Genomic DNA, 24138 nt, shown 5'->3' on the forward strand with positions numbered 1-24138 from the left:
TCATATGAGAAAAAATAAGCTAACTATTCTCGGTATCGCTCTCGCTGGCATCCTTACATCGTCAGCCATCTCTGGGCAGGCTTCAAAGGGCTTCCAACGATTCAAACGAATCGAGACAAAGCCCCAGCTACAGGAACTGCAAATTGGCGACTCGGTTGCGCTCTCCTGCGAGATATGCGAATCTATAATAACTCAGGAGCTAAGTGCCGTAGAAGAGCTCAAGGCCTTCATCGACCTTGATAAACCTAAAACCTGTCTCGCTTGCGCGGCTCCATTCAGTCAGCGTCACGGATCTTCGGATACAGAAAACGACGAACTGATTCTTGAAAACCAGGAACACGGCAAACAGCTGGTCATTTCGGTGCAAAAACGCTAAGCGCCGAGTTCATAGGATTAAAAACAGCCACCTCGTTCGCTCCCTTCGTCGGGAAAACGATCGAGGTGGCTTTTTCATCGCTCCTTTTGTTTGGAGCCCACCAGACCCGTCCTGCGTATACGCAAAAAAACCGGAGTCTAAATCGACTCCGGCTCGGACCCAAGGTACCTTACTCCTTCAATACACGGCTCTCCGCTTGCTTCCGATGACTTCAAGAATACGGATGCCGAAAGGTTTCCATTGCGAGCGTCTCAACGCTATGCACATGCCGCATGCAACTGTCGCCACGAGCGCTAGCGAAAAGAGCAAACCTCCATCGTCTTGAACTTCGATTCCCAAAACGAGAAGGTGCGATGCAATTGCCCCTAGCATAACCCCGACTCCCACCATCGCCCCCAGCCAGCTCAATCTCGGATGCATCAGCAATCCCGCAGCCACCAGCTCGGAAATTCCTGCGAGCCACCTGCCCCACGGTTCAACTCCAAGCGTTGAAAATATATAAACAGACTCTTCTGCTCCGGCGAATTTGAAAAACAGAGTCTGAGCGAAAATCACAGCAGCGACAATCTGCGCGATCCACGATAAAACTGAAGTATATCCAGACGTTTTAGTATCAGCTTTCATATTACAAAAGTTTGGTGTTAACAGTACAGGAGCTAGCGTCCTACGATCTTATTCCAGTTAGTTTTTGCTGTTTGGTAGAGTTCCGATTCCGGTGCGGATTCCGCTTTCTTATTCCATTTCTTCAAGGTGTCCCCAAACAGACCATCATAGTAAAGCAGCAGCTTGCCATCGTAGATCCGGTACGTCTCCGGATTCACGTCAACCTGTTCGCCCTCTAGCATCGCCCACGCGCACCAGCCTCCGAATTCAGGAAGATAGCGCCCTGGCTCAGATTCGAATGCTTCGCGATTCGCTTCGTTGACAAACCGATATCGAACCCCCTCATAAACGACTTCGATCGCCTTGCTTCCCTGAATAGGACCACTTGACTCGAAGTAGCTGACCGGATCGTAACCACTGAGAGCCAAGTCTCCTTTTTCGAGGTTGATGTACCGGTGATCCACTGCGGGTACCGGATCCGATTGAGCGTTGCAGACAATCGGGATAATTGAAACCGCCAAAGCGGCGTAGAGATTAAGATGCGTTTTCATCGTGTGCAGTATTTTAGTTCACGAGCCTATTAACATCCTTCGCGCCAGTTTCTGACAACAAGTCGTAAACCCCTCCCCATCTGAAACTTAAAATGTTTCGCGTCAGAAACCAAGAGATTCGACAGGCCTCACTTCCGCGTCCAACCGCGAATAACCACGGTATTCCGCGACTGGTCGAAACACAACCACTCACTTCCGAGTTGATTGCCTTCCTCCAAATACTAACCTTGCCTAATCCTCCTCCTAAAATGCCTCTGCCATCCTCTCTCTCGGACCCTAATAGGCTAGAAGTCCTTTCTCGCTACAATATAGCAGGAGCCGACTCAGAGCCTAGGATCGATCGGATCATCGAGCTCGCAACGTCTTACTTCAAGGTTCCCATCGGCATCGTAAGCATTGTCGATCAAGAACGTTCCTGGTTCGTATCGAGAAAGGGCATCAGCCTGACTCAAGTTCCGAATGAACCAGGACTGTGCGCAACAGCGTTTGATCACCAAGGAGGGTACTTCATTCCCGACACTCTCAACGACAAACTCGCACGCCACCATTCTTTGGTTACAGGCGACCAACGTATTCGCTTCTACGCCGCCGCCCCTCTACCTACCCCAGATGGATACAGTCTTGGCACGCTATGCCTACTCGATCGCGAGCCTCGAACCTTCGGTGAGAATGATATGAAACAACTTACAAGCTTCTCGAAGCTGGTAATCAGCGAATTAGAATTTCGCATCAATTCTCGAAAAATCCAAGAATTAGAAGAAAGGCAAAAGCGCCTCGTCAACCGTCTACAAGAGGCCCGAGACGCCGCAGAGGAAAGCGAGGAACGATTTAGAGATTTGTTCGACGAAGCTCCGATCGCATATGTCCACGAAGACCTCGAGTCTCGATTTATCCGAGCCAATCGAGCCGCCCAGCGCATTCTCGGGCTAAGCCCCGACGAGGCGGTTGGCACCATTGGCAAAACGCTAGTAGCAAACACCACCGAAAACCAAGCTCGTCTGCAAAGCGCGTTCGAGTCCATCGGAAAAGGAACTGACACGAGCGGTGTCGTTCTGGAGATGCGGCGCAAGGACAACGGCGAACAGATCTGGATCGAATGGTGGTCAAAGCCGGACCCTAGTGGAGAGTTCACCCGCACCATGTTCATCGATGTGACCGAACGACTGCGGATGCAGAAAGCGAACGAGCGACTAGAAGCGGAAAACCAGTATCTTCAAGAAGAGATCAGGCGAGAGCACAATTTCGGTGAAGTTGTCGGGAGAAGCCAGAGTCTCTGCGATGCGCTGCAACAGGTAGAACGAGTTGCCCCAACGGACTCAACCGTTCTCCTGGAGGGTGAAACCGGTACTGGTAAAGAGCTGGTCGCGCGGGCAATCCACCAACACAGCAGTCGAGCCAATCATGCTCTGGTCAAAGTCAATTGTGGAGCGATCAGCGCAGGGTTGGTGGAAAGCGAACTTTTCGGCCACGTGAAAGGAGCCTTCACGGGTGCCGTGAACAACCGCGATGGACGCTTCAAAGTAGCTGACAAGGGAACTCTCTTTCTAGACGAGGTCGGCGAGCTGCCCTTGGATACTCAGGTAAAGCTGCTTCGCGTCCTGCAAGAGCAAGAGTTTGAACCCATTGGCTCAAGCGCAACGATCAAGGTGGATGTACGCGTCATTGCTGCCACCAATCGTGATCTCGCCGAAGAGGTTCGAAAAGGAAAATTTCGGCAAGACCTCTACTATCGTTTAAACGTATTCCCCATCCGGATACCCTCACTTCGGGAAAGAGAGGGAGATATCCCGCTCCTCACTCGGTTCTTCTTGGAAAAACTAGCCAAACGTCTAAATCAACCCATCAAACGCGTATCCAGAGAAGCAATGCGTCAGCTGGAAAGTTACGATTGGCCGGGAAATATTCGAGAACTGCAAAACGTTCTCGAACGAGCCGTTATTCTGACTCTCGGTTCCGAGTTGCAAATCGATCCCAGTCCTCTCGACATCCCGGAAACCTCACCCCAAAAGCCGGCCATTAGCGCTGTGGAGAGCGAACCACTTCGAGAAAAGCCCGAGACTCTGAAAGAAATGGAGCGAAAACACATCGAAGCGACTCTTGTTCAAACCGGATGGCGGATCGAGGGTGAAAAAGGGGCCGCGAAAGCGCTTGGAATCAATCCGAGCACCTTGCGAAGCCGCATAGCTAAGCTTGGCATCAAACGCAGCTAATAAGAAGCATCGCATCCTCGAAATATCGAGGTTTCCGCGAAAGTTAGCAGTTCGCTCGAAATCAACAGGAAGGCATACAGCCTCACTTCTTTTGTAATACCTTGTTCATCTATTACTTATGATTCCTGTCGAAGTGTTGGTACGAAATCTGATTAAGAAGGATCAATGGCGACCCAAAGTGCCGCATCCCAAACATGATCAGAGTAAACAAATTAGAAGAAGAACATAGGATTACGCTAGAAGTTGAAGGTGAGCTAACCTCATCAACCCTCGAATCTCTTGTAAGCGAGCTTGCGCAAACTCGGGCAACGCAATCGGTGCAGCTTGACTTGGCCGCTGTCGATCACGTCGACCGCGAAGCCATCAAATTCCTCTGCGCCTTGCGAAGTCAACGGATCCCCTTGAAGAACTGCCAACCCTACCTTTCGGAAGCGCTACTCAGTTTTTGAATACAAGCCTCCCCTCCTCCATGAACACTCAAGAAAACGATAAAAGCGCTGCAATCGAAGCCCTAAAGCGAGAGATAAACCAACGGCGAAAGCGAAAACGTACACCGTCCCTCAACCACCCGATCAGCCTCGAAATCGATCAGGGCATTCTATCCGCATGGCGCACTGCAAACAACTCTCCGCGTCACCTGAAACACGCGCTTCATCACGAAGCATTTCGCGAGGCCAGCGAAGCGATTCTCATTCTCGACGAGCGTCTTCGGGTTATCGACGCAAATTACGCTGCCTTCGAATGGACCGGTCTCGATGAAGCCCTATTGATCGGAGCGCCTTGGGAGCAGCTTTTTGAAGGCCAAGCGCCCGCCATCGAACCTCTTGGCCCCTCACAACAGTCATCGCTAAATGTGTTGTTAAAAAAGACGGACGCTCAAGCGCCGCTCAACGTTGATGTATCCACCAGTCGCTTCACTCACAATAAGAGCACGCGCTACGTATCCATAATCCATGACGTTACTATTCACGATCGAGTGGAATGCGCCCTCCGCCTCGTCGCAGCAGGTACGGCCCACGCGACAGGTGAGAGCTTCTTCAAGGAGTGCGTGAAGAACTTAGCCCAAGCCACCGGTGTCAAGTGGGCGATGGCAACCGAATTTACCGACGACAGCCGAGACCAAGCCCGCACCTTCGCAGTTTGGGAAGGCGATGGGTTTGCAAAGGACTTTTCCTACGAAACGTCGAATACGCCTTGCGAACTGGTCCTGGATGGCCACGTGTGCCACTTCGAAAACTACATGAAAGACCTTTTCCCTTTGGAAAAGGAACTAGTGGAGTTCGATATCAATAGCTACCGAGGCACACCGCTTTTCAACTCGAAAGGGGAGGTATTGGGACACCTCGCCATTTACGACCACCAGCCACTCGAGGAAACGCCGGAACTTGTATCCATAATGCAAATATTCACCGCTCGAGCGTCTGCCGAACTGGAGCGCATGTACGCGGATAGAGCCTTGGAGCGACAGCGGAAAGACCTCGCGCATCAAGTCAAAACGCGAACCGCCGAGATCGAACGAGCCCTCGCAGAAGTCGAATCCCTAAAAAATCGATTGGCAGAGGAAAATCTCTTTCTTCGAAACGAGATCACCAGGACACACAAGTTCGACGAAATCGTCGGCAGCGATCCGAAGCTCATGAAAGTCCTCGAAGATGTCTCCAGAGTAGCCGCGACCGAAGCGACCGTACTCGTCACAGGTGAGAGTGGCACCGGCAAGGAATTGATCGCTCGGGCGATCCATCAACATAGCGATCGCTCCGATAAGCCGATCATCCAGATAAACTGCGGAGCCATTTCGCCCAGTCTGGTCGAGAGCGAACTCTTCGGTCACATGAAAGGAGCCTTCACCGGCGCAACTGAGAATCGCCCCGGTCGCTTCGAACTCGCCCATGGTGGCACCTTGTTTCTCGACGAAGTTGGAGAGCTTCCCCTCGACATCCAAGTAAAGCTCCTGAGAGTTTTGCAAGAAGGCACCTTTCAACGAGTCGGTGGCAAGGACACGATCAAGGTCGATGTCCGCATCGTAGCTGCGACCAATCGCACATTGGAAAACGAAGTCGCTAAGGGTAGCTTCCGCGAGGATCTTTTCTATCGACTCAACACGTTCCCGATCCACCTACCCGCTCTCCGAGAAAGGGCCAGCGACATTCCGCCTTTGGCCCACTACTTTCTTGAACGCATAAAGAAGAAAACCGCCAAACCAATCGAAGGCTTCTCGGAACAAGCCATCGAACTCCTCAGGACGCACACTTGGCCAGGCAACATCCGGGAATTGAAAAACGTGGTCGAGCGGGCCGTCATCATTTCAGATGGCCCACTCATCCAAGTACGCCATGAGCATTTGAGAAGCGATCACCCAGAATGCGACTCGAACGTCATCACGAAGTCGCCTCGTACTTTCGACGACATCGCCGAGATTGAGCGTAACTTAATCACGGATACACTCGAAGCGACACATTGGAAGATCGAAGGCGCAAATGGTGCCGCGAAACGGCTTGCTTGCGCCCCGAGCACCCTACGCGACCGCATGAAACGCTACGGAATTCGAAAGAGCTAAAGGGTTGCCCCGAGCGATACCAGCTCTCGAAAGCTATCCTGTCTCACGCGACGGACTCTGCACCGATGGGATCCGGTTTTTCCACCAACGCCCCAATCGGACAGCCTCTAGCGCAAGCAACGGCCCGAAATAAACAAGCGTTTCGCGATAGCCTGTTTTTTCCTGGGCCACTTGATGATAGATAACCAATGCGGCCGCGACATACGTCAGTTTGTGCAAACGTTTCCACCCCTTGCCTCCAAGCTTGCGCACCGACCAATTGTTGCTGGTGAGCGCCAAAACCAGCAAGAGCGCCAGCGCCACGAGACCTGATAGAATAAAGAGCTTGCTCCACTCGTCAGCGAAAGCCTCCCAGGATCCGATATAAGGCACGTAAAGCAGCAGGTGCAGTAGCGCGTAAACGAAAACGGCGATGCCAAGCTGACGGCGACGAAACGCGAGGGCTTTGAAAAGATCGGACTTGGGAAAAAGCTGTCGCAGCGGCGTCACCGCCATCGTCACGACCAGAAACACCACCGCCGCCTTGCCCATGAACTCGAGCAGAAACTTGGCAGGATCAGCGAGGTACTCGACATTTCCCTGTCCTGCCTGGATGAATACCACAACCAACGGCAGGCAAAGCGCTGCGTACAGAAGCCACCCGCTTCTAAGAATCCGAGCCTGACGTTTCATTCCCTTTACTAGAAATGCTTTCGAAGGTCCAAGCCCTCGTACAAGTGGCCAACCTGCTCCTCGTATCCATTGAACATGAGCGTCGGTTGCCGACCGCCAAAGAAGCCGCCACCAATGACTCGTTCACTCGCTTGAGACCACCGAGGATGATCGACCTTGGGATTCACGTTCGCGTAAAACCCGTATTCGCGTGGTTGCAACGCTTGCCACGTATTCACCGGCTGCGTATCCGTAAACTCGATGCGCACAATCGACTTTCCACTCTTGAAACCATATTTCCACGGGACCACCAGCCGAATCGGAGCGCCATTCTGGTTTGGAATGGGCTTCCCGTAAATTCCGGTCGCCAGAAACGCCAACTCATTGTTCGCCTCCTCGATCGTGAGCCCCTCGACATATGGCCAATCAATTGACCCGCCTCGCTGCCCCGGAGCTTCCTCTGGATTGTAAAAGCTGACAAATTTGACGTACTTCGCCGACGACTTGGGACTCGCTAGCTTCACTAACTTATTCAGAGCGAAACCGTCCCAAGGCACGACCATCGACCAGGCCTCGACGCAGCGCAATCGATATACGCGCTGCTCGATGCCTCCCATTTTCCGAATCAGGTCGTTAACATCAAACGTCATTGGATTGTCGACCATTCCCGCGATTTCCAAGGACCACGGCTCAGTCTTCCAACCTTTGTTCGCTAGTTTAGCCGGACCGCTCTTGTCATAGGAAAACTCGTAGAAATTGTTGTATCCAGTTATCAAATCATACGGAGTCGGCTCCAAGGACTTGCCGAGGAAATTAGGATTAGGCTCGCTAGGAAAGCCTGCCGTCGCTCCCCAAAGCGCATTTCCGCCCACCAACGAGCCAACTCCGAGCCCCACGGCCTTCAAAAACCTACGACGATTTAAGTAGTCCGCTTCACTTGTCACCAGAGACCCAGCGATCTCCCAATTATTCTTCCTATGAATCAGCATCGTTCACCTTCCATAACGTTCAAAACAATCACTCCACATAAAGAGAACGCGCAAGAAGGCGGTTTATTTCCCTACATGGACAAAAAAGAAAATCTAGCGGCCCCAAGAACAGCGTTAGAGGAAAACAGATCAATACCCGCCAACACCTGAACTTTTCATATCTTGCTGATTATAAGCCACTCGCTTAGACCTCGAACCTTCCGCCATTTTTCGATCAACGAGCGGAAACGCCCGGCCGGAACCACAGTGCGCGAAAGCGGACCAACAAAACGAAGAATCATCACCTTTGGCTTTTTGTCCCCAAAGCAACGAGGACCTGAAACGACAAGCAGCCAATCCGCTAACCCGTTCAAGTGTTGGCAGCTCACGTTGCCCCGTTCAAACTCATGCATCAGATAGAAGGGAGCGCTCCACATTTGCCTAGATATCATCCGGACGGTTTTCAGTCCAAGTCAGCTTCAAGGCATCCGACTCCACTTGAGTCCAGACGCCTTCGAACGACTTCCCATCCAAACTCAGCGCCCCTTCGAACACACCATAGTTCTCAGCGGCTTCGATTCGAAGTTCACCCTTTTGGGGATCGAAGGCCACTTTGGAAACCCCTACCGGCAGCGGCATATCCCTCGCCCCCCAGATCATCGCTTGAAACCGGCCGGCGATAGGCGCGACTTCGATGGATACGAACCTTTTGTCCACGCTTTCCATCACGCCACTCCAGTAGCCTTCCAATGGCGAGATATCATCAAGGTAAATGTTCTCAAAAACGACCTTAAGCGAGTCTGGCATATCCTCGGAAAACGTCATCTCAAGTGGTTGATCACCCCCAAACATCCAGATGCCGCTGAGCAATTCTTCACCTACCAGAGTTGCTTCGTAGCGACCGTTGAGCGAAGGATACATGGCTACGAAATCTCCGATGGCCCGATCGAAGCTCGCGCTGGAATTCGGCAAGAGAGCTCCCCCGTGATTGATGCTAAAGACGTTGGCGTCTCCTTTGCTTGTAACATGCATAACAAGACGGAATTCATCCACGCCGAAAACGACGCTACCGGACCAAAATCCTTCGATGGATGAAAAGGATCCCTCCCGCTCAGTTTCCACAAGCTCAGCAGAAGAGTTGCTCAAAGAAACTATACAGTATTGCTGCTCCGGCCGAATGCGAAAACTGCTGCGAAATCCATGCGTCTCGCCGGTGTGCCAAAACTCTTCACCTCTAATATGCCAACCTAGGCCCATTCGTTCGGAGCGCGGCTTCATCGCAAACGCCAATGCTTCCTTCATGTGATCCGGAGTCGATTCCGACCAATGAGCTTCCGCAAAGAGCAGCATATCCTCGACGGACGAAACAACTGCTCCCCCTCCTGCAAACGCTTGAAAATTCCAGCGTAAAACTTCCTCTCCCGCTCGATGTCCTTTTGCGAATCGGCTCCGCAGAGCCTCCGACCCGGAGGTTTCATCCACTTGAACCCATGTCGAATCCATTCCCAGCGGAGAAAAGATGCGCTCATCGAGAAGAGTCTCGTAATCCGTTCCGTGAATGATGGCCAGAATCTCAGCTAGCAAAGAAAATCCAAAATTCGAATACGAGTAGGTTCCTACATTTTCGAAGTCCTCTTTTTCGAATTCGCTTAAGTAAGAAAACATCATCTCACGAGTATAGCGAGCGAGTCCGTTCTCCGCGCTCATGTCATCCATGCGATTATCCGGAAACGAAGGCAGTCCTGCAGTGTGGGTGGCCAATTGCAGCAGTGTCACAGAGAGCAAAGGAGAGTCTTCACGTAAAACGGACTCTGGAAGGTGCTGGCCAATCGAATCGTTCAGTTCAGCCTTTCCCTGTAGGACCGTATCCGCCAACAGTATACCGGTAAACACTTTCGTGATCGAACCGATCTCGAACAAGGTACGTTCATCGACCTCTGGCCCTCCTGTTCCCATTGCGCCCGCCGACGCGTAGACAAGCGCGCCACCGCTAATTTCGCCCAGCGAAATCCCTTCGTTTGGTTGCTGATGCTCGGAGTGCCATAAGTCCGCATCGCCCTGCAAATCGGGTTTCAGCATGGGATCCGCGAGAGACTCCGAAGCAAAAAGGCAAACGATAGGAATCAGGTGACAGCGTACGAGTTTAGGTAGATTGAACATAAGAGTTGGGTTTCGTATTGAGAGTTTGGGCACAGCAATCAAATCAACGGTCGCTATCAGGGTAACGAGCCAAGCAGCGCTGACGATATCGGTGCCAATCAGAGAAACCGGTTGTTCATTTCAATCGAACCCACCAAAATGCTTAATATTGGATACAACCCTAGCTCGCTTCCGCTTCGTCGGCCTTCCGTTGTTTCGCGAGCGCCGAAAGGCCGCCAATCGCTCCGAGATTCATGGAGTCAAGAGCGGAGCTGGGAACCATGATCAAGGACCCCTTTTCTTTCAGACCTTCGAAAAGCATATTCATGCCGCGCAGCTGCAAGGCCACCGGGTTGTCCGCGTAATTCTTGCTCGCCAGAGCGAACTTTTCCGAGATCTCTGTTTCCGCTGTGCCCAAAATGATCCGTGCCTGGCGCTCACGCTCAGCCTGCGCCTGCTTGCTCATCGCATCCGCGAGAGCTTCAGGGATGATGATATCCTTGATGCCAACCGACTGGCAGGTGATTCCCCACGGACTGGTCTGGTCATCTAGTGTCTTCTGGAGCGCTTCTGCGATCTCCTCTCGATGCTGCAGCAGCCCTGCTAAATCATTGCGTCCAATGATATCGCGCAAGCCCGTCTGCGCAACGTACGAGACCGCCTCGATATACCTCTCCACTTCCAAAGCCGCCTTCTCCACATCCCAAACCATCCAATACACGACAGCGTCCACGTTCACAGGAACCGTATCTTTGGTCAGCGTTCTTTCCGCATGGAAATCCGTCACTCTCACTCTTTGATCGATGAACGTATTCACTTCGTCGATAATGGGCACCACGAAAAAGATGCCCGGCCCCCTCAAGCCGACGAACCTTCCCATTCGCAACACAACCGCGCGATCCCATTGGTTCGCCACTCGAATCGAACACGCTATGAAAACTCCCAATACGACGAGCGGTATGCCCACTATGGTCGAAAGCGTCCCAGCCCACATCAACAACACCAGGGGAAGGATGATCACCACTCCCACTGTCAGCGAAACGACACTCAAGCCGCTTTCGGTTCTCACTCCAGTCCCATCGGGTATTCTTAGCTTCATTTTTGTACTCCTTTGCATTTCTTCAATTCTTCGATCAGCTGATCCGGCTTGATCCCGTAGACAGCGGCTGCATTGACAAACTCTTCACACAGGGACTTCAGCTTCGCACGTCGCTCCTTTGCGCTCACCTCCACTTCGACCGACCCGATAAACGTCCCCGTCCCCTGCTGGGTCTCCAGAATCCGTTGGATTTCCAACTCCTTGTAGGCTTTGGTCACCGTATTCAAATTCACCTTAAGCTTCACCGCCAAGGCGCGAACCGTCGGGAGCTGTTCTCCCACCTTCACCTGTCCAGTCGCCATACCAAATCGAATCTGGTCGATGATCTGGCGATAGTACGGCACGCCACTTCTCGGATCTAAATAAAAATCAAGCATAGCCCTGCCCCCCTTCTAGAATCGTTCCAACCTCTGACACATTGTCATATTTCTATAGTACATTGTTGTACTAGCTTACTTGAGGAAAGGTCAACCCCGATTTTTATAAACTGCCGACCAGGGCTCTGCTCCTAATCAGCTGTCCATAAAAATGCTGGCTCGAGCAAAAGGAGGTAAAAACCACTTCCATGGCTCGCCAAACGAATCGAGCAAGCTACCGAGCCGCCCCTTCACCTCGCTTCATCTGATCGCGACGGCATTCCCGTCGATCGCCAGCCTAACTGGATGTTTCTGTCCAGTTTTTGACCTAGATCAATGCTCTCTCTGCGGCAATCCAGTATCTTGAGACCCAAACTCAAGATACTATGAAGAATCAAAAGACACATTTCGGCATGATCGCGCTGTTACTTGCGTGCATCTCTCTTTTCCTCACCGCCTGTGGCGACAAGGCCTCAACGTCCTCGAGCGGCCAATCCGGCTCCTCGAACGCTGATGCTCCTGCAAAGGAAGCGGAAACGCCCGAGCCAAGTCGAGAGATCGTAGTCGAGGCAAACGACCAGATGAAATTCGACAAGACGGAAATCATCATCGCCCCGGGCGAGACGGTGAAGCTCACCCTGAACAACGTCGGCACCATGCCGAAGTTCTCCATGGGCCACAATCTGGTGATTCTCGACAAAGCGGCCGATGTCGCCGCCTTCGCGGAAGCCTCCGCAATGTCGCCAGCCAACGAATACATTTCTCCCGATTTCCAAGACAAGGTCGTGGCCGCGACCGCACTGCTCGGTGGCGGCGAAACCGATAGCGTGGTCTTCACCGCTCCTAAAACCAGAGGCGACTACCCCTTCCTTTGCTCCTTCCCCGGTCACGTTCAGGCCGGAATGAAAGGTCTCCTAAAAGTCCAGTAACCCCAAAGATCCAAGATCATTATGAAATCGATATCGAAAACGCCATTTCTGCTAGCGGCATCGCTCGCCTCGGCAGGGGCCCTAGCTTTCCTCACGGGTTGCGGAGGCTCTGGCAACGAAACCAACACCGCAGCGTCAACCGCCAAAGGAACCTCCCCGGCCGAGCAATCCTACGTCGCTCCGGGTGAAAAGGACGACTACTATCTCTTCTACTCCGGCGGCCATTCCGGCCAGGTCTTCGTCGCGGGCATCCCGTCCATGCGACACATTTCGACCATTCCCGTCTTCTCTCCTTATCCAGGTACTGGATACGGATTCGATGAGGAGTCAAAAGAAATGCTGGGAGACTACACTTGGGGCGACGTTCACCATCCTGGCTTGTCTAAAACCGATGGCAACTACGACGGTCGCTGGCTCTTCGTGAACGACAACGCCAACAATCGCGTGGCCCGCATCGATCTGCGTGACTTCAAAACAAAACAGATCCTCGGCCCAATACCTAACTCGAGCGGAAACCATGGTTCGTCGTTCTTGACCGAGAATTCTGAATACGTGCTAGTCGCCACTCGCTTCAGCGTGCCGCTTCCGAAAGGGCGCTACGTTCCGCTTGAAGACTACGAAAAGGAGTTCAACGGCGTGGTCAGCGGCATCAAGGTCGACTCCGAGTCCGGCGAGATGTCCATGGGTTGGCAGGTGCTGACGCCTCCCTTCAATTGGGACCTCGGCTCGACCGGCAAGGGCCCGAGCAGCGGCTGGGCGTTTTGGACGTCCTACAATACCGAAATGGCCTACGACACGCTGGAGATGAAAGCGAGCCAGGCGGATCGCGACTACGCCGCCTTCGTCAACTGGAAGGAAGTCGAAAAGGCTGTCGCCGCTGGCGAAGCGGAGATTGTAGACGGCGTACCGGTTATCGACCCGGAAAAGACCAAAGGCCTCATGTACTTCGTGCCCGTGGGCAAGAGCCCGCACGGCATCGACGTCGATCCGTCTGGCCGCTGGATCGTGGCTTCCGGCAAACTTCAACCCACCACCACTGTCTTCGACTTCGAAAAAGTATTGGCCGCGATCGCTAACAAGCAGTTTCAGGATGAGTTCCGCGGCGTTCCAGTACTCGACTACAATGCCATCCTCGAGGGTGAAGTTCCGGTAGGGCTGGGTCCACTACACACTCAGTATGACGGCAAGGGCAACGCCTACACCTCGCTCTACATCGAAAGCGTAGTAGCCAAATGGAAAATGCCGCCATGGTCCGCCGAGGAAAAAGCGAACCTCGAAAGCGTCGTCACCGACAAGATGCCGGTTCACTACAACATCGGTCACCTCGTCATTGGCGCTAGCGACACCAAGGAGCCATACGGTGACTGGCTGGTTGCCATGAACAAGCTCTCCAAGGGTCGCCACCTATCCGTTGGTCCCGCCCAGCCGGAAAGCAGTCAGCTCATCAACATCACCGGCGAAAAGATGGAGATGGTCTATGAAACCTACACCGAGCCAGAACCTCACTTCGCTCAGATACTGCGCGCAGACCTCGTCAAGCCGATCGAGGTTTATCCCAAGGAGGAAAACCACAACCCGAACGCGGTTTGGCAGCTCGACCAAGCGGAAGTCGTCCGCAAAGGCAACGTGGTGGAAGGCAAGATCGTCGCGGTACGCAGCCGATTCGGTCCGGACAGGATCGAAGCCAAGGTGGGCGACGAACTGGTGCTTCACATCACCAACGTCGAGCAATCGACCGACATGATCCATGGTTTCGCCCTCGTCGAACACGACGTCAATGTCATCATCGACCCCGGCGAAACCAAGACGCTTCGCATCAAGCTCACCAAGCCCGGCGTCTTCCCCTACTACTGCACCAACTTCTGTTCCGCCCTGCACCAGGAGATGCAAGGCTATCTGGAAGTTAAGCCCGCAGACGACGTCGCTCTGGCGGACTAGTCGCGAGTATCCAGTATTCCTACACGTAGCCGAAGTTGATCGAACACAAACGACGGCTTCGGCTACGTCCCTTTTCACGCTCTACGCTTTTCCAACCATGCCCCGATTTCTCAAACGCGAATACGCCTTTCTTTCCAAGCCGCTCGGACTCTGGTCCCGCATCGCGCTACTGGTCGGCGCCATTGCGCTCGCCATCTCGGCTTTTCTGCCGCTGTGGCGAATACACCTCGTGGCCCCGCAATACATGGAAGGACTGGAGCTTAACATCTACTCCCACCAGCTGAAGGGCGGCAACGGAGGGCAAGACCTCCACGAAATCAACAATCTGAATCACTACATCGGCATGAAGCCGCTCGAAGAGGCGGACTTCGTGGAAATGAAATGGGTCCCCTTCGCCTTAGGCATCTTCGTCCTGCTCGCCTTACGGACGATCGTGCACGGACGCATGAGCCAATGCATCGACCTGCTCGCTCTCTTCACCTATTTCGGCCTTTTCTCGCTAGGCAGCTTCTACTACCGACTGTACACCTACGGACACAATCTCGATCCGCAAGCGCCGGTCACTATCGAAGGCTTCACCCCGCGTCTGCTGGGCACGAGCCAGATCGCCAACTTCCACCAGGCAAGCTGGCCAGATGTGGGCGGCATACTCATGATGGCGTTCCCGATCGCCATCTTCCTCGCCATCTGGTTTTCGCGAAAGGAAGAGCCAGCCCTCTAGGACACAGACCGTGAGAATATCGCGAACAGTCAAAGCGATCGCCACCCTTGCCGCTCTCTTCGCCTGCCCCCTGTTTGGAGCAAGCCTGCAAGAGAGGATCGACGCTGCGGAGGCAGACGCCGAGCTCCTCCTCCCCGCGGGCGAATACCAGGGACCAATTCTCATCGAAAAACCGCTGACCCTCCGCGGCGAACTAGGAGCAAAGCTCATCGGCAATGGAGATTCATCCGTCCTCACCATCAATGCCAACAATGTAACCATCGTATCACTACACATTTCCCGTTCCGGGCGCAGTCTGGAAAAAGACCATTCCGCTATCTTCGTACAGGGCAACGGTGTCTTTCTAAAGGGAAACACCATCGAGCAAAGCCTGCACGGGATCTATCTCAAAGAAGCGCAAAACTGCCGCATCGAGGACAATGTGATTCGCGGCCAAACCACGAAACGCGTCCCCATCGACGACCCGATCGCCAAAGGGCTGGAGGCCGAAGCGGACGGACTTTGCACCATTCGCATCGATGCCAATCAACGCGGCAACGGCATCCACCTTTGGAACGCCACCGGAAACGTCCTCAAGAACAACACGATTTCCGATACGCGGGATGGCATCTATTTTTCCTTCAGCCACGAAACGCGCGTAACCGGCAACACGATTCGCAACGTGCGCTACGGTCTGCACTACATGTATTCGGACTACAATACGTTTGAAAACAATCGCTTCGAGCAAAACGCCGCCGGAGCAGCCATCATGTATTCGGAAGGCCTGCTCGTTCGCAACAACACCTTCACCAACAACGCTGGCTACCGGGCCTACGGTGTACTCGTCCAGTCGGTCGACAAAACCGCTTTTATCGGAAACACTATCTCACGCAACACGGTCGGCCTCTACCTAGAAAACAGCAACGACAACACGCTTCGCTCCAATCAATTCCAACGCAACTACGTTGGCGTGCGCCTCAGCTCTAGCTCCGCCAAGAACACCTTCACCGAAAACGGATTCCAAGGGAACCTCCACCCTGTCGAGTCCGACGAGCTGTCATCTTCCAATCGATGGGCTGCCAACGGTCGCGGGAACCGCTGGCCCTCATCGCAGCCTGTCGATCTCGACGGCGACGGAGCCGGAGAGCTCCCGCATCGCCAAGCGGATCTACTCGGACCGCATCGACGCGACTTCCCCATGATCGGCCTCCTCAGCGAAAGTCCGTTTCTCAAACTGCTCTCCTTTGTCCATGCCCGAGCGTCGCTGCCAGGAGTTCCCGCCATCGAAGACCCTGCTCCCTTAGTGGACATTGCTCGGAACCCGCCCGCGGCTCGCACCGAAAACCTTGTATCCGACGTTCAATGATTTCTATCGATAGCCTACAAAAGTCCTTCCGCCGCAATTCCCTTTTGAACGGCTTCTCCTGCGAAGCTCGCAGCGGAGAGGTGACCCTGCTGGTTGGCTCCAATGGCGCGGGCAAGTCGACCGCCCTAAAGATCGCCACCGGCGCCTTGCAGGCGGATGCAGGAACCGTGAAAATCGGGGGAGAGGACATTCGCCGCGATCGAGCTCGGGCCCTTCAACTCTGCAGCAGTTTGCCGCAGAGCGTGGACTTCCACCCTCGCCTGACCGCCAAACAGATCCTACGATTCTACGCTGACGTTCGCGGAGCGCCCAGAGAACGCATCGAGCAGGAAATCGAGCGCTGGGGCCTGGAGGATCATTTCAAGAAACGCGCTTGCGAGCTTTCCGGAGGCCTCCGCCAGCGACTGGGCTTGGCCGTGCTTTTCCTAGCGGATGCGCCGTGTATGGTACTCGACGAACCGGGCATTAGCCTGGATCCGGATTGGCGCGAGACGATGCAGCAAACGCTCATACACCAAGCCCGACAGGGTAAAGCAATCCTCGTCGCCACCCACCTTCTCGGCGAATGGCAGGACCGGGCCGACCGCTGCCTACTTTGTGAAAACGGACGAGTCGTTCGAGAAATCGATCCCCAAAAACTTCGACCGGAATCCCCAGCCACCTTCAAAATCGCCGCCGTATGAAACGTTCCACTACAACGCTCGCCTTCTTTCGACGCGAACTGCAAGCATCCCTGTCGAGCCGCATGCTGCTAGCCGTTCCCCTGATTGGCCTCGTCGTCGGTTTCGCGACACTTCTCTCCACCACCCAAGCTGACCTGCCATCAGCCGCGCCGCTTTTTCTGCTGCAGGCAACACTCTACGGCTTGCCGCTGGCTTCAATCCTGATCGCTACCGGTTCCGCCCACTCCGAATCCGCTGAATCGCTCTTATTGGCCTCTTTGCCAGCGCCTCGCGGAGCTCGCATCCTCGGAAAGTTCCTCGCCTTGCAGCTTTGCTTTCTCATGGCGAGCGCCTTCGCGATCGCGCCCGCCGCGATCATGGGATTGCCCTTTCAAACCGCGTGTTTGCTTTTCGGATACTCCGTTGGCACATCCGCCCTTTTTATTTCGATCGGGCTGTGCGTGGGCTTTTTCATCACCGACGGAATCAAGTCCCACTTGGCGAGTCTCGGAGCGTGGTTTCTCCTAACTATCGGAGCTAGCCTGCTTGGCTATCTCCTCGCGACACAGGCCCAAGGTCAAACCAACCCCACGCTCTGGTCGGCTCTCATGATGCTCTCGCCCCTCGACGCCTTGCGCATCGGAGTACTGTTTTCCATCGAATCGATTCCCTTCGACACTGCCGATCTGCCCAGCATCGCTCGCTGGTGGCTGGCCCATCCTGGGGTCTGGTTCGCCATCCTCGTATTCGGCGCGACCTCGTTATTCCTGTCGCTGAGCGATCGAGCAAGTCGGCCACGCTGAAGCTTCTTCTAGCCCTTCACGTAATCCATCAGTCCCGACCGGTCCAGCAAGGTGATTTCCGGACCATCGACCGCGATCAATGACTCCTCGCGAAACTTCGCTAACGCGCGTGAAAACGTCTCGCTGGCGACGCCTAGCTGGCTTGCCAGCACACGCTTGCTCACATCGAGCCGCACGATGACTGGCCTTCCCTCCGTGCTTTCGGAACTATTGCGCAGCAGCCAATTGGCCAAGCGGGCCTCGATCTGCTTGAACTTAAGGTCCTCGATCATCTGCACCAGGTATTTGAGGTGGTAGCTCATCGAAGTGAGCATGCGCAGCGACAGCTCTGGCTTGCGCAAGATCAAGGCTCGAAAATCGGTCTTTCGCACAAGGATCACTTGGGACGCTTCCAAAGCGACTCCATCCGCTGGATACGTATCGATGGTGGTCAAGGTGATTTCCGCAAACGCTTCCGGCGGACGGAACACCGCGATCACCTGCTCCTTCCCTTCCGGCGTGACGCGATGCACGTTCACCGAGCCCTGATGCATCACGAAAAAGCCTTCCGCCTTCTCCTTCTCCCGAAACAAGTACTCGCCTCGCTCCAGATTCTTCACGACACAGGTATCCGCCACGTCCTGCAAGTCGGCTGGTGCCAGGTCAGAAAACATGCGACATTTTCGCAGAGTTCCGATGATCAAGGCTCTACGGATATCCGAGGGTGTTGCAGGATCAGACATTAGGGCCCGAATATGCGCCCCACTTGACTAGAATCAAGGCACTTCGAGCTTTCGGCGCTATACTGTATTCGATGAAAGAGGAATTCGTAGAAATCGATGTTAGGGAAACTCTTGCAGAAGGTCGTAGCCCGCTGCCGCTCATCCTGAACACCATCGAGTCGCTGCAGGATAATCAAAGTCTCCGACTCTTAACCACATGGGAACCCATCCCGCTTTACGAAATGCTGGGCAATCTTGGCTTCGAACACAGTAGCGAACAAAAGTCGGAGGAGCTCTGGATCATCGATTTCGCCAAGACCTCGGAAGGCAGCGGTCGATCCGATTTCGAACCGCCCTGTATTCTTTGATCGGATACAAGGACTCGGGAGAAAACGACACATGACAGCTCATCGAACAGCGTTCTTCTTAAGGAAAACCGGCACCCCAGAACGAAGCAATCGACCGCAATCGAAATCTTAGAAGCGACCACTGATGGTAAGGTTCGCAAACAAGTCCGCACCGATTTGCGGTCCTACGAGATCTAGCAAAGGCTGACCGCCTTATTCGAAAGCGACGCTTTTCGGGTGCTTCGCTTTCCTGTCCAACTTCGTTTCGAACCCCCACGCGAAACCACCCTTTGCCCGCCTTGCTTGCTTCGATTCTCCATGCCGTTCATCGTCGGAGCCATCAGGCCCCCGACCGAGTCCGATCACATACCCCGACACTCGGCCGACAAACGAGCCAGCCCTCCACCAATGCCAAGCAACGGCCGACGCTTTCTGCGTATTCACATTTAGCTACGCAAGCGCCCTATTAGAAATCTCCTTGGCTTTCGATGACAGCTTCGATCTTCGAAATAACTTCCTCCGGCTTCCAGAAGTTTCCTCTCCAAACCTTCTCGATCACTCCTTCCGGAGAAATCAGAACGGTGCAAAGCGTGTGATCCAAGGTGACTCCATTTTCCTTCACATATACGCGAAACGCTTCCGTGAGCCGATCGATCTCCTCTTTCGAACCAGTGGCGAAATCCCAACTCGAGAAGTCCGCCCCGTAGCTGCTTCCATAGCTCTTGAGTCGCTCAGGCGTATCGAACTCGGGATCCAGCGTTATGCTGAGAAGCCGGGTTCGCTCCCGAGCCTTCGCGCTCAGGCCTTTCTGTATCGATATGAAATTACGACTCATCAGAGGGCAAAACTCGGGGACTGGGCAGCGTACGAAAATAAAGGTCATGATCGTCCAGCGCCCTTCGTCATCCGCCAAAGCGATCGCGCCCTCCTCTTGATTCACCAGATCAGCATCGGGAACAAGGTCTCCTTCCCTCACCGTCCTCACGATCTTGGAATCGGGACGTGGCCGCGTTTGCCGATCCGATTTCCCGGTGACCTTGAAATTGAAGGCGTACGACTCCTCGTCCCCCACCTCGAAGAGGAATTGTATCCGATCTCCAACGACGAGCTCATTCAGTTCTTCGGAGCTCCTAACTCTGAACGGCATCGTCATCGCTGGCATGAATCCCGGAATGTCCTCATGAGCCACTACTACGGTACTGCTTTGAGAGCGAAGCTGCATCACCGTGCCTTCCACTTCGAATTGGGCGGCAAACCCGTTTAGGTAGGTGAAAAACGCCATGCAAAATCCTAGCGCGAGCCATTTACGTTTCATGGCGACACTCTAACCGAATTTGACTTCGGCGACTTTGACCTAAGTCAACCCCACACCCAATTGGTTCTCCTCCCGACGACAGAGCTGCCCTAAGTCGCGGGCTCCGATTCAAATTTCATTGCTTAATTGGAGCGTTCGCTCCAGTTACTAGAGCATGAAGGTGATTTCCGATACCGCCGAATACGCATTGCGGGCCGTGGTCTGGCTGGTCCAGTCTCCCGACGAATCTCAGACCACTCGGCAGATCGCGGAAGGCACGCGAACCCCGCTTGACTACCAATCGAAGGTACTTCAGCTGCTCGCCAAGTCGGGAATCACCAAGAGCCAGCGAGGGACCGGGGGAGGGATACGCCTCAACGTGTCGCCTAGGACACTCACCGTGCTGGACGTTATCGACGCTGTCGATCCGATTCAGCGCATACATAGCTGCCCCCTGGGCCTCAAGGAACACGGGACCTGTCTCTGCCCCATGCACAAAGGGCTCAACGACGCCGTCAAGACCGTGGAATCCGCCTTCAAGGACACCCTGGTCGCAGACCTTCTCAAAACGCGGTCGAAATCGGTCCCGCTGGGCATAGAGCTCCCGAAGCGTTCGAAGCGCAAGGCGAGCGCATCCGCTTAGGGATTGTCAGAGCCAACCGGCGCGACTCCACCTCTGGCGACGCGTCCATCTCACTTTTTCCTCCAGTCGAACGTGCCATCGATGATCTGATCGCCGATCGCGAAGTTTTCCAGCCGAAGTCCCTCGGCGTTTTCGATGATGAAATTCGTCTCGGCGCTCGCCACCGATATGTCCTTGAAAAGGACGTCGCGCAAGGGAGCCGAATCCGGGGCGTGAATATCCATCACCACTTTCACATCTTCGACCTGGATATTTTCGAACACGATATCGCGATAGGTCGAAGGGAAGTTCCCTCCTTGCTTGCTCGGGTAGTTCAACTGAAACCAGAAAAGCGTATCGAACGAGCCGACTTCGAAGTTTCGTATCCGTATTTTCTCTACAAGACCGCCTCGGTCGAGATTGGACTTCAACCGAAAGGCGGAGGAGCCGCTCTGCAGGCGATTGTCGGTGAAATAGACGTGGCTGATCCCACCTGACATCTCGCTGCCTAGTCCGATGCCGTCTTCGCCGCCCATATCGTTGTCGCGAACTAGTATGTAGGAACTGGGGATTCCAATAGTCCTTCCATCGAGATCACGCCCCGACTTCACCACCACCGAATCGTCTCCCGTTCGGAAGTGGCAGTTTTCCACGATCACCCATGAGCTGGATTCGATATCGATCCCATCGTTGTTCGCGAAATGGCTCTCAACCTCCAAGCCACGCACCGTGCCGTGCGTCACGTATACCAAGTGGTTTATCCAGAAGGGAGAGTTCACAATCCTGTAGTCCTCCAGCAATACACGCTCGCCACCAAAGATTTGCACCGCTGGCGGACGCAGGTGGCTGCCTTCGCCAAACTGTCGCTGCTCGACTGGCGTCCCTGTGAATCCCATGCGGCGCAGCTTCGAAATGTCGTCATCCTGCATGCCATGCCACGCCTTGAATGCGCTATCGGCATTGCCATCGATGGTGCCACGACCCGTGACGGCAACATCCTCCACATCCCGCCCATAGATAAGCGGAGAGTAGGTAAACAGCTCCGTGCCTTCCCATCGCGTTTTCACCACCGGTAGGTAGCTCTCCGGCTTGCCGGAAAACAACAGCGTAGCTCCCTCGGACACGTGAAATTCGACACGACTTTTCAAGTGTATCGGCCCTTCCGAATACCATTTGCCCGCAGGCAGAACCACCCTGCCGCCGCCCGCTCCGCTGACCGATTCGATGGCCGCCAATATGGCAGGACGCGCATCCGCCGGATGCTGCTGAGCGCCGAAATCAGCGATCGAAACCACCCGATCCGGAATTCGCGGCAACTCCACGGTCTCAGCGATGAGGTCGGCGATTTTCCAGTCCGCAGGTGGACTCTCCTGAGCGATTGCCGCGACAGCAGCGAACACCAGAAGAGCGAAGATGGCAGGAGCTCCAACACGAGATGGCGCGAATGGATGGGGTCGTTTCCAGAGCATAAGACAAAAATCCACACACGTGTTAGCAAAGTCAACCCGAACCGCGAAAAGATTTCGGGGCCGAGCGTGAAGGAGACTCGATTCGGGAAGAACCGGGCACGCGACCGCGCCTCGTCTCAAAGAGCCGTCCTGGTCGACGCGACTGCCCCCCATGGCTTTGATCGCCCAGCCGAGCTCTACGAACCTCAGAGCAACCTTCGCATGTAACCTATTCTCGAATACATCCTTATCCAACACCACATCCGTCTCGTCATCGAACCTAGCGACCGACCCAAGCTGCGGTGGTTCTCTTTTTCGCCTAACGATTTGATTTCTGCCCACGAGCGTACGAACATCCCTCCTACGCATCGTCGCAGGGAAGCGTACCCTGATATCCCCCCCCATCACCCTCTCATGCTGAAATCCCACTACATTCTCGCAGGGCTTGTCGCCGCTCTCTGCTTTTCGACCGCAACCAGCTTCGCTCAGAAATCGGGAGAGGAGGCGGGCAACGCCAATCCAATCCTGCCAGGCTACTACGCGGACCCGTCAATCGTCTCGTACCAAGGCAAGCACTACATCTACGCCACTATCGACCCGTGGGGAGGCGAGCAGCTGTCGTGCTGGGAATCGACGGACTTCAAAAACTGGACGCTGCATCTCCTCAACTGGCCGACAAAGACAGCCTGCACCAGCCCCACCTCACTCGATGCCATGGTCTGGGCGCCCTCGGTCGTACAGGGAACCGATGGTCGTTTCTACATGCACGTTTCCGTGGGCAGCGAAGTCTGGGTCGGGGTCGCTGATCATCCGCTCGGGCCTTGGGAGAACCCGCTTGGCGACCAGCCCATGATCCCGTCCACCTTCGCAAAGGACTATCACATGATCGACGCCCAGGCCTTCGTCGACGACGATGGAAGCGCCTACCTGTACTGGGGCTCGGGCTGGAACTGGACCAACGGTCGCTGCTATGCCGCCAAGCTGAGTCCCGACATGTCTCGCTTCGAAGGCGAGGTGATCAACGTCACTCCTAGCAACTTTTTCGAAGCGCCAATCATGGTGAAGGAAAACGGCCGATACTTTCTCATGTATTCAGATGGCAAGACAACCATCGACACCTACCAAGTCCACTACGCCGTCGGAGATTCCCCACTTGGCCCCTTCACGGAAGCGATGAACAGTCCCATCCTAGTGACGGACCACTCGAAAAACATCTCCTCGCCCGGCCACCACACCGTATTCGAACACGAAGGACAGAACTACATTCTCTACCATCGGCACAACATTCCCTTCGAACCGGTGCACCGCCAAATCTGTGTCGACAAGCTGGAGTTCACCGATGATGGGCTGATACAAGAGGTCATCCCCACACACGAAGGCCCCCCGCTTGTCTCCAACCGTCTGGCGGAGCGCTCCATCATTTCGCCATCGAGCGTCTCGGCCTCAAGCCATCTGAATGAACACACGCTTCCAGTACGGGTCACCGACGACAACTACGCAACCCGCTGGGAGCCAGCTAGTGACGACCTAGATCCAACGCTCGAGCTTTCGTTCGACTCCCTCGTGACCGTTTCCCGACAGGAGTTACGGCCAGAATTCGGTTGGAAGGAACAGGCCTTCGTCATCGAGCACTCACGCGACGGAGAGCAATGGACCGTACTGGTGGACCGCAGAGAATCCCCAGTCGCAGGATCGCCCATCGTCATCGATAAGAATGCGACCTGCAAGCACCTTCGTATCCGCTTTATACCTACCGACGAAACCTACGCGCCCGCTCTCTTCGAATGGCTGGTGCTTCGATAGTATCGCCACCACAGA

General features: G+C 54.5%; 22 protein-coding genes. 12 read left to right on the forward strand and 10 right to left on the reverse strand.

What is annotated here, in order from left to right; genetic code table 11:
* The first annotated feature begins 4 nt into the window (after positions 1–4).
* Positions 5–376: a hypothetical protein gene (locus QEH54_RS04230; RefSeq protein ID WP_309017379.1), complete on the forward strand. Its 372-nt coding sequence runs from the start codon at positions 5–7 to the stop codon at positions 374–376.
* 177 nt (positions 377–553) lie between these two features.
* Here the strand turns inward: QEH54_RS04230 and QEH54_RS04235 are convergent, their stop codons facing one another.
* Both QEH54_RS04235 and QEH54_RS04240 read right to left on the reverse strand, forming a co-directional pair.
* Positions 554–1000, reverse strand: coding sequence for a DoxX family protein (locus QEH54_RS04235; protein ID WP_309017380.1), 447 nt, complete (start codon positions 998–1000; stop codon positions 554–556).
* 32 nt (positions 1001–1032) lie between these two features.
* Positions 1033–1530: a YHS domain-containing (seleno)protein gene (locus QEH54_RS04240; protein WP_309017381.1), complete on the reverse strand. Its 498-nt coding sequence runs from the start codon at positions 1528–1530 to the stop codon at positions 1033–1035.
* Positions 1531–1778: 248 nt separating this feature from the next.
* Between QEH54_RS04240 and QEH54_RS04245 the strand changes: the two genes are divergently transcribed.
* Positions 1779–3740: a sigma 54-interacting transcriptional regulator gene (locus QEH54_RS04245; protein ID WP_309017382.1), complete on the forward strand. Its 1962-nt coding sequence runs from the start codon at positions 1779–1781 to the stop codon at positions 3738–3740.
* 469 nt (positions 3741–4209) lie between these two features.
* Entirely contained in the window at positions 4210–6297 is a 2088-nt protein-coding gene (locus QEH54_RS04250) for a sigma 54-interacting transcriptional regulator (RefSeq protein WP_309017383.1), read from the forward strand.
* A 33-nt stretch (positions 6298–6330) separates the two neighbouring features.
* Here QEH54_RS04250 and QEH54_RS04255 read toward each other — a convergent pair whose 3' ends face one another.
* The 5 genes from QEH54_RS04255 to QEH54_RS04275 form a co-directional block, all read right to left on the reverse strand.
* Positions 6331–6969: a ferric reductase-like transmembrane domain-containing protein gene (locus QEH54_RS04255; RefSeq protein WP_309017384.1), complete on the reverse strand. Its 639-nt coding sequence runs from the start codon at positions 6967–6969 to the stop codon at positions 6331–6333.
* A gap of 8 nt (positions 6970–6977) precedes the next feature.
* Positions 6978–7937, reverse strand: a complete 960-nt coding sequence (msrP, locus tag QEH54_RS04260; protein ID WP_309017385.1) for a protein-methionine-sulfoxide reductase catalytic subunit MsrP — start codon at positions 7935–7937, stop codon at positions 6978–6980.
* A gap of 420 nt (positions 7938–8357) precedes the next feature.
* Positions 8358–9995, reverse strand: a complete 1638-nt coding sequence (locus tag QEH54_RS04265) for a serine hydrolase domain-containing protein (RefSeq protein WP_309017386.1) — start codon at positions 9993–9995, stop codon at positions 8358–8360.
* A gap of 241 nt (positions 9996–10236) precedes the next feature.
* Positions 10237–11154, reverse strand: a complete 918-nt coding sequence (locus QEH54_RS04270; RefSeq protein ID WP_309017387.1) for a slipin family protein — start codon at positions 11152–11154, stop codon at positions 10237–10239.
* Entirely contained in the window at positions 11151–11531 is a 381-nt protein-coding gene (locus QEH54_RS04275; RefSeq protein ID WP_345785633.1) for a GntR family transcriptional regulator, read from the reverse strand. The genes QEH54_RS04270 and QEH54_RS04275 overlap by 4 nt, the downstream gene beginning before the upstream one ends.
* 365 nt (positions 11532–11896) lie before the next feature.
* On the opposite strand from QEH54_RS04275, the gene QEH54_RS04280 reads away from it, so the two are divergent.
* From QEH54_RS04280 to QEH54_RS04305, 6 genes are all read left to right on the forward strand, one after another.
* Positions 11897–12439: a plastocyanin/azurin family copper-binding protein gene (locus tag QEH54_RS04280; RefSeq protein WP_309017389.1), complete on the forward strand. Its 543-nt coding sequence runs from the start codon at positions 11897–11899 to the stop codon at positions 12437–12439.
* Between the two features lie 21 nt (positions 12440–12460).
* On the forward strand, positions 12461–14377 hold the full coding sequence (nosZ, locus tag QEH54_RS04285; RefSeq protein ID WP_309017390.1) for a Sec-dependent nitrous-oxide reductase: 1917 nt from the start codon (positions 12461–12463) through the stop codon (positions 14375–14377).
* Positions 14378–14474: 97 nt separating this feature from the next.
* A complete protein-coding gene (locus QEH54_RS04290; RefSeq protein WP_309017391.1) occupies positions 14475–15098 on the forward strand; it encodes a hypothetical protein in 624 nt (207 codons plus the stop codon).
* Positions 15099–15108: 10 nt separating this feature from the next.
* A complete protein-coding gene (locus QEH54_RS04295) occupies positions 15109–16443 on the forward strand; it encodes a NosD domain-containing protein (protein WP_309017392.1) in 1335 nt (444 codons plus the stop codon).
* Positions 16440–17126, forward strand: coding sequence for an ABC transporter ATP-binding protein (locus QEH54_RS04300; RefSeq protein WP_309017393.1), 687 nt, complete (start codon positions 16440–16442; stop codon positions 17124–17126). Before QEH54_RS04295 ends, QEH54_RS04300 begins: the two co-directional genes overlap by 4 nt.
* A complete protein-coding gene (locus QEH54_RS04305; RefSeq protein ID WP_309017394.1) occupies positions 17123–17908 on the forward strand; it encodes a hypothetical protein in 786 nt (261 codons plus the stop codon). Before QEH54_RS04300 ends, QEH54_RS04305 begins: the two co-directional genes overlap by 4 nt.
* An 8-nt stretch (positions 17909–17916) precedes the next feature.
* On the opposite strand, the gene QEH54_RS04310 is transcribed toward QEH54_RS04305, so the two are convergent.
* The gene (locus QEH54_RS04310) at positions 17917–18561 is read right to left on the reverse strand and encodes a Crp/Fnr family transcriptional regulator (RefSeq protein WP_309017395.1); all 645 of its coding nucleotides are present in this window, start codon (positions 18559–18561) and stop codon (positions 17917–17919) included.
* A gap of 140 nt (positions 18562–18701) precedes the next feature.
* Here QEH54_RS04310 and QEH54_RS04315 point away from each other — a divergent pair, with 140 nt between their 5' ends.
* On the forward strand, positions 18702–18977 hold the full coding sequence (locus QEH54_RS04315) for a DUF2249 domain-containing protein (RefSeq protein ID WP_309017396.1): 276 nt from the start codon (positions 18702–18704) through the stop codon (positions 18975–18977).
* A 445-nt stretch (positions 18978–19422) separates the two neighbouring features.
* Here the strand turns inward: QEH54_RS04315 and QEH54_RS04320 are convergent, their stop codons facing one another.
* Positions 19423–20271 (reverse strand): SCO family protein, encoded by an 849-nt coding sequence (locus QEH54_RS04320; RefSeq protein WP_309017397.1) that lies wholly within the window; start codon positions 20269–20271, stop codon positions 19423–19425.
* A 154-nt stretch (positions 20272–20425) separates the two neighbouring features.
* On the opposite strand from QEH54_RS04320, the gene QEH54_RS04325 reads away from it, so the two are divergent.
* A complete protein-coding gene (locus QEH54_RS04325; RefSeq protein ID WP_309017398.1) occupies positions 20426–20893 on the forward strand; it encodes an Rrf2 family transcriptional regulator in 468 nt (155 codons plus the stop codon).
* Between the two features lie 50 nt (positions 20894–20943).
* Here the strand turns inward: QEH54_RS04325 and QEH54_RS04330 are convergent, their stop codons facing one another.
* Positions 20944–22341: a glycoside hydrolase family 28 protein gene (locus QEH54_RS04330; RefSeq protein WP_309017399.1), complete on the reverse strand. Its 1398-nt coding sequence runs from the start codon at positions 22339–22341 to the stop codon at positions 20944–20946.
* Positions 22342–22734: 393 nt separating this feature from the next.
* On the opposite strand from QEH54_RS04330, the gene QEH54_RS04335 reads away from it, so the two are divergent.
* On the forward strand, positions 22735–24123 hold the full coding sequence (locus QEH54_RS04335) for a family 43 glycosylhydrolase (RefSeq protein ID WP_309017400.1): 1389 nt from the start codon (positions 22735–22737) through the stop codon (positions 24121–24123).
* The last annotated feature ends 15 nt before the right edge of the window (positions 24124–24138 follow it).

Origin of the sequence: Pelagicoccus sp. SDUM812003 (assembly GCF_031127815.1) — a bacterium.
Taxonomy (GTDB): Bacteria; Verrucomicrobiota; Verrucomicrobiia; order Opitutales; family Opitutaceae; genus Pelagicoccus.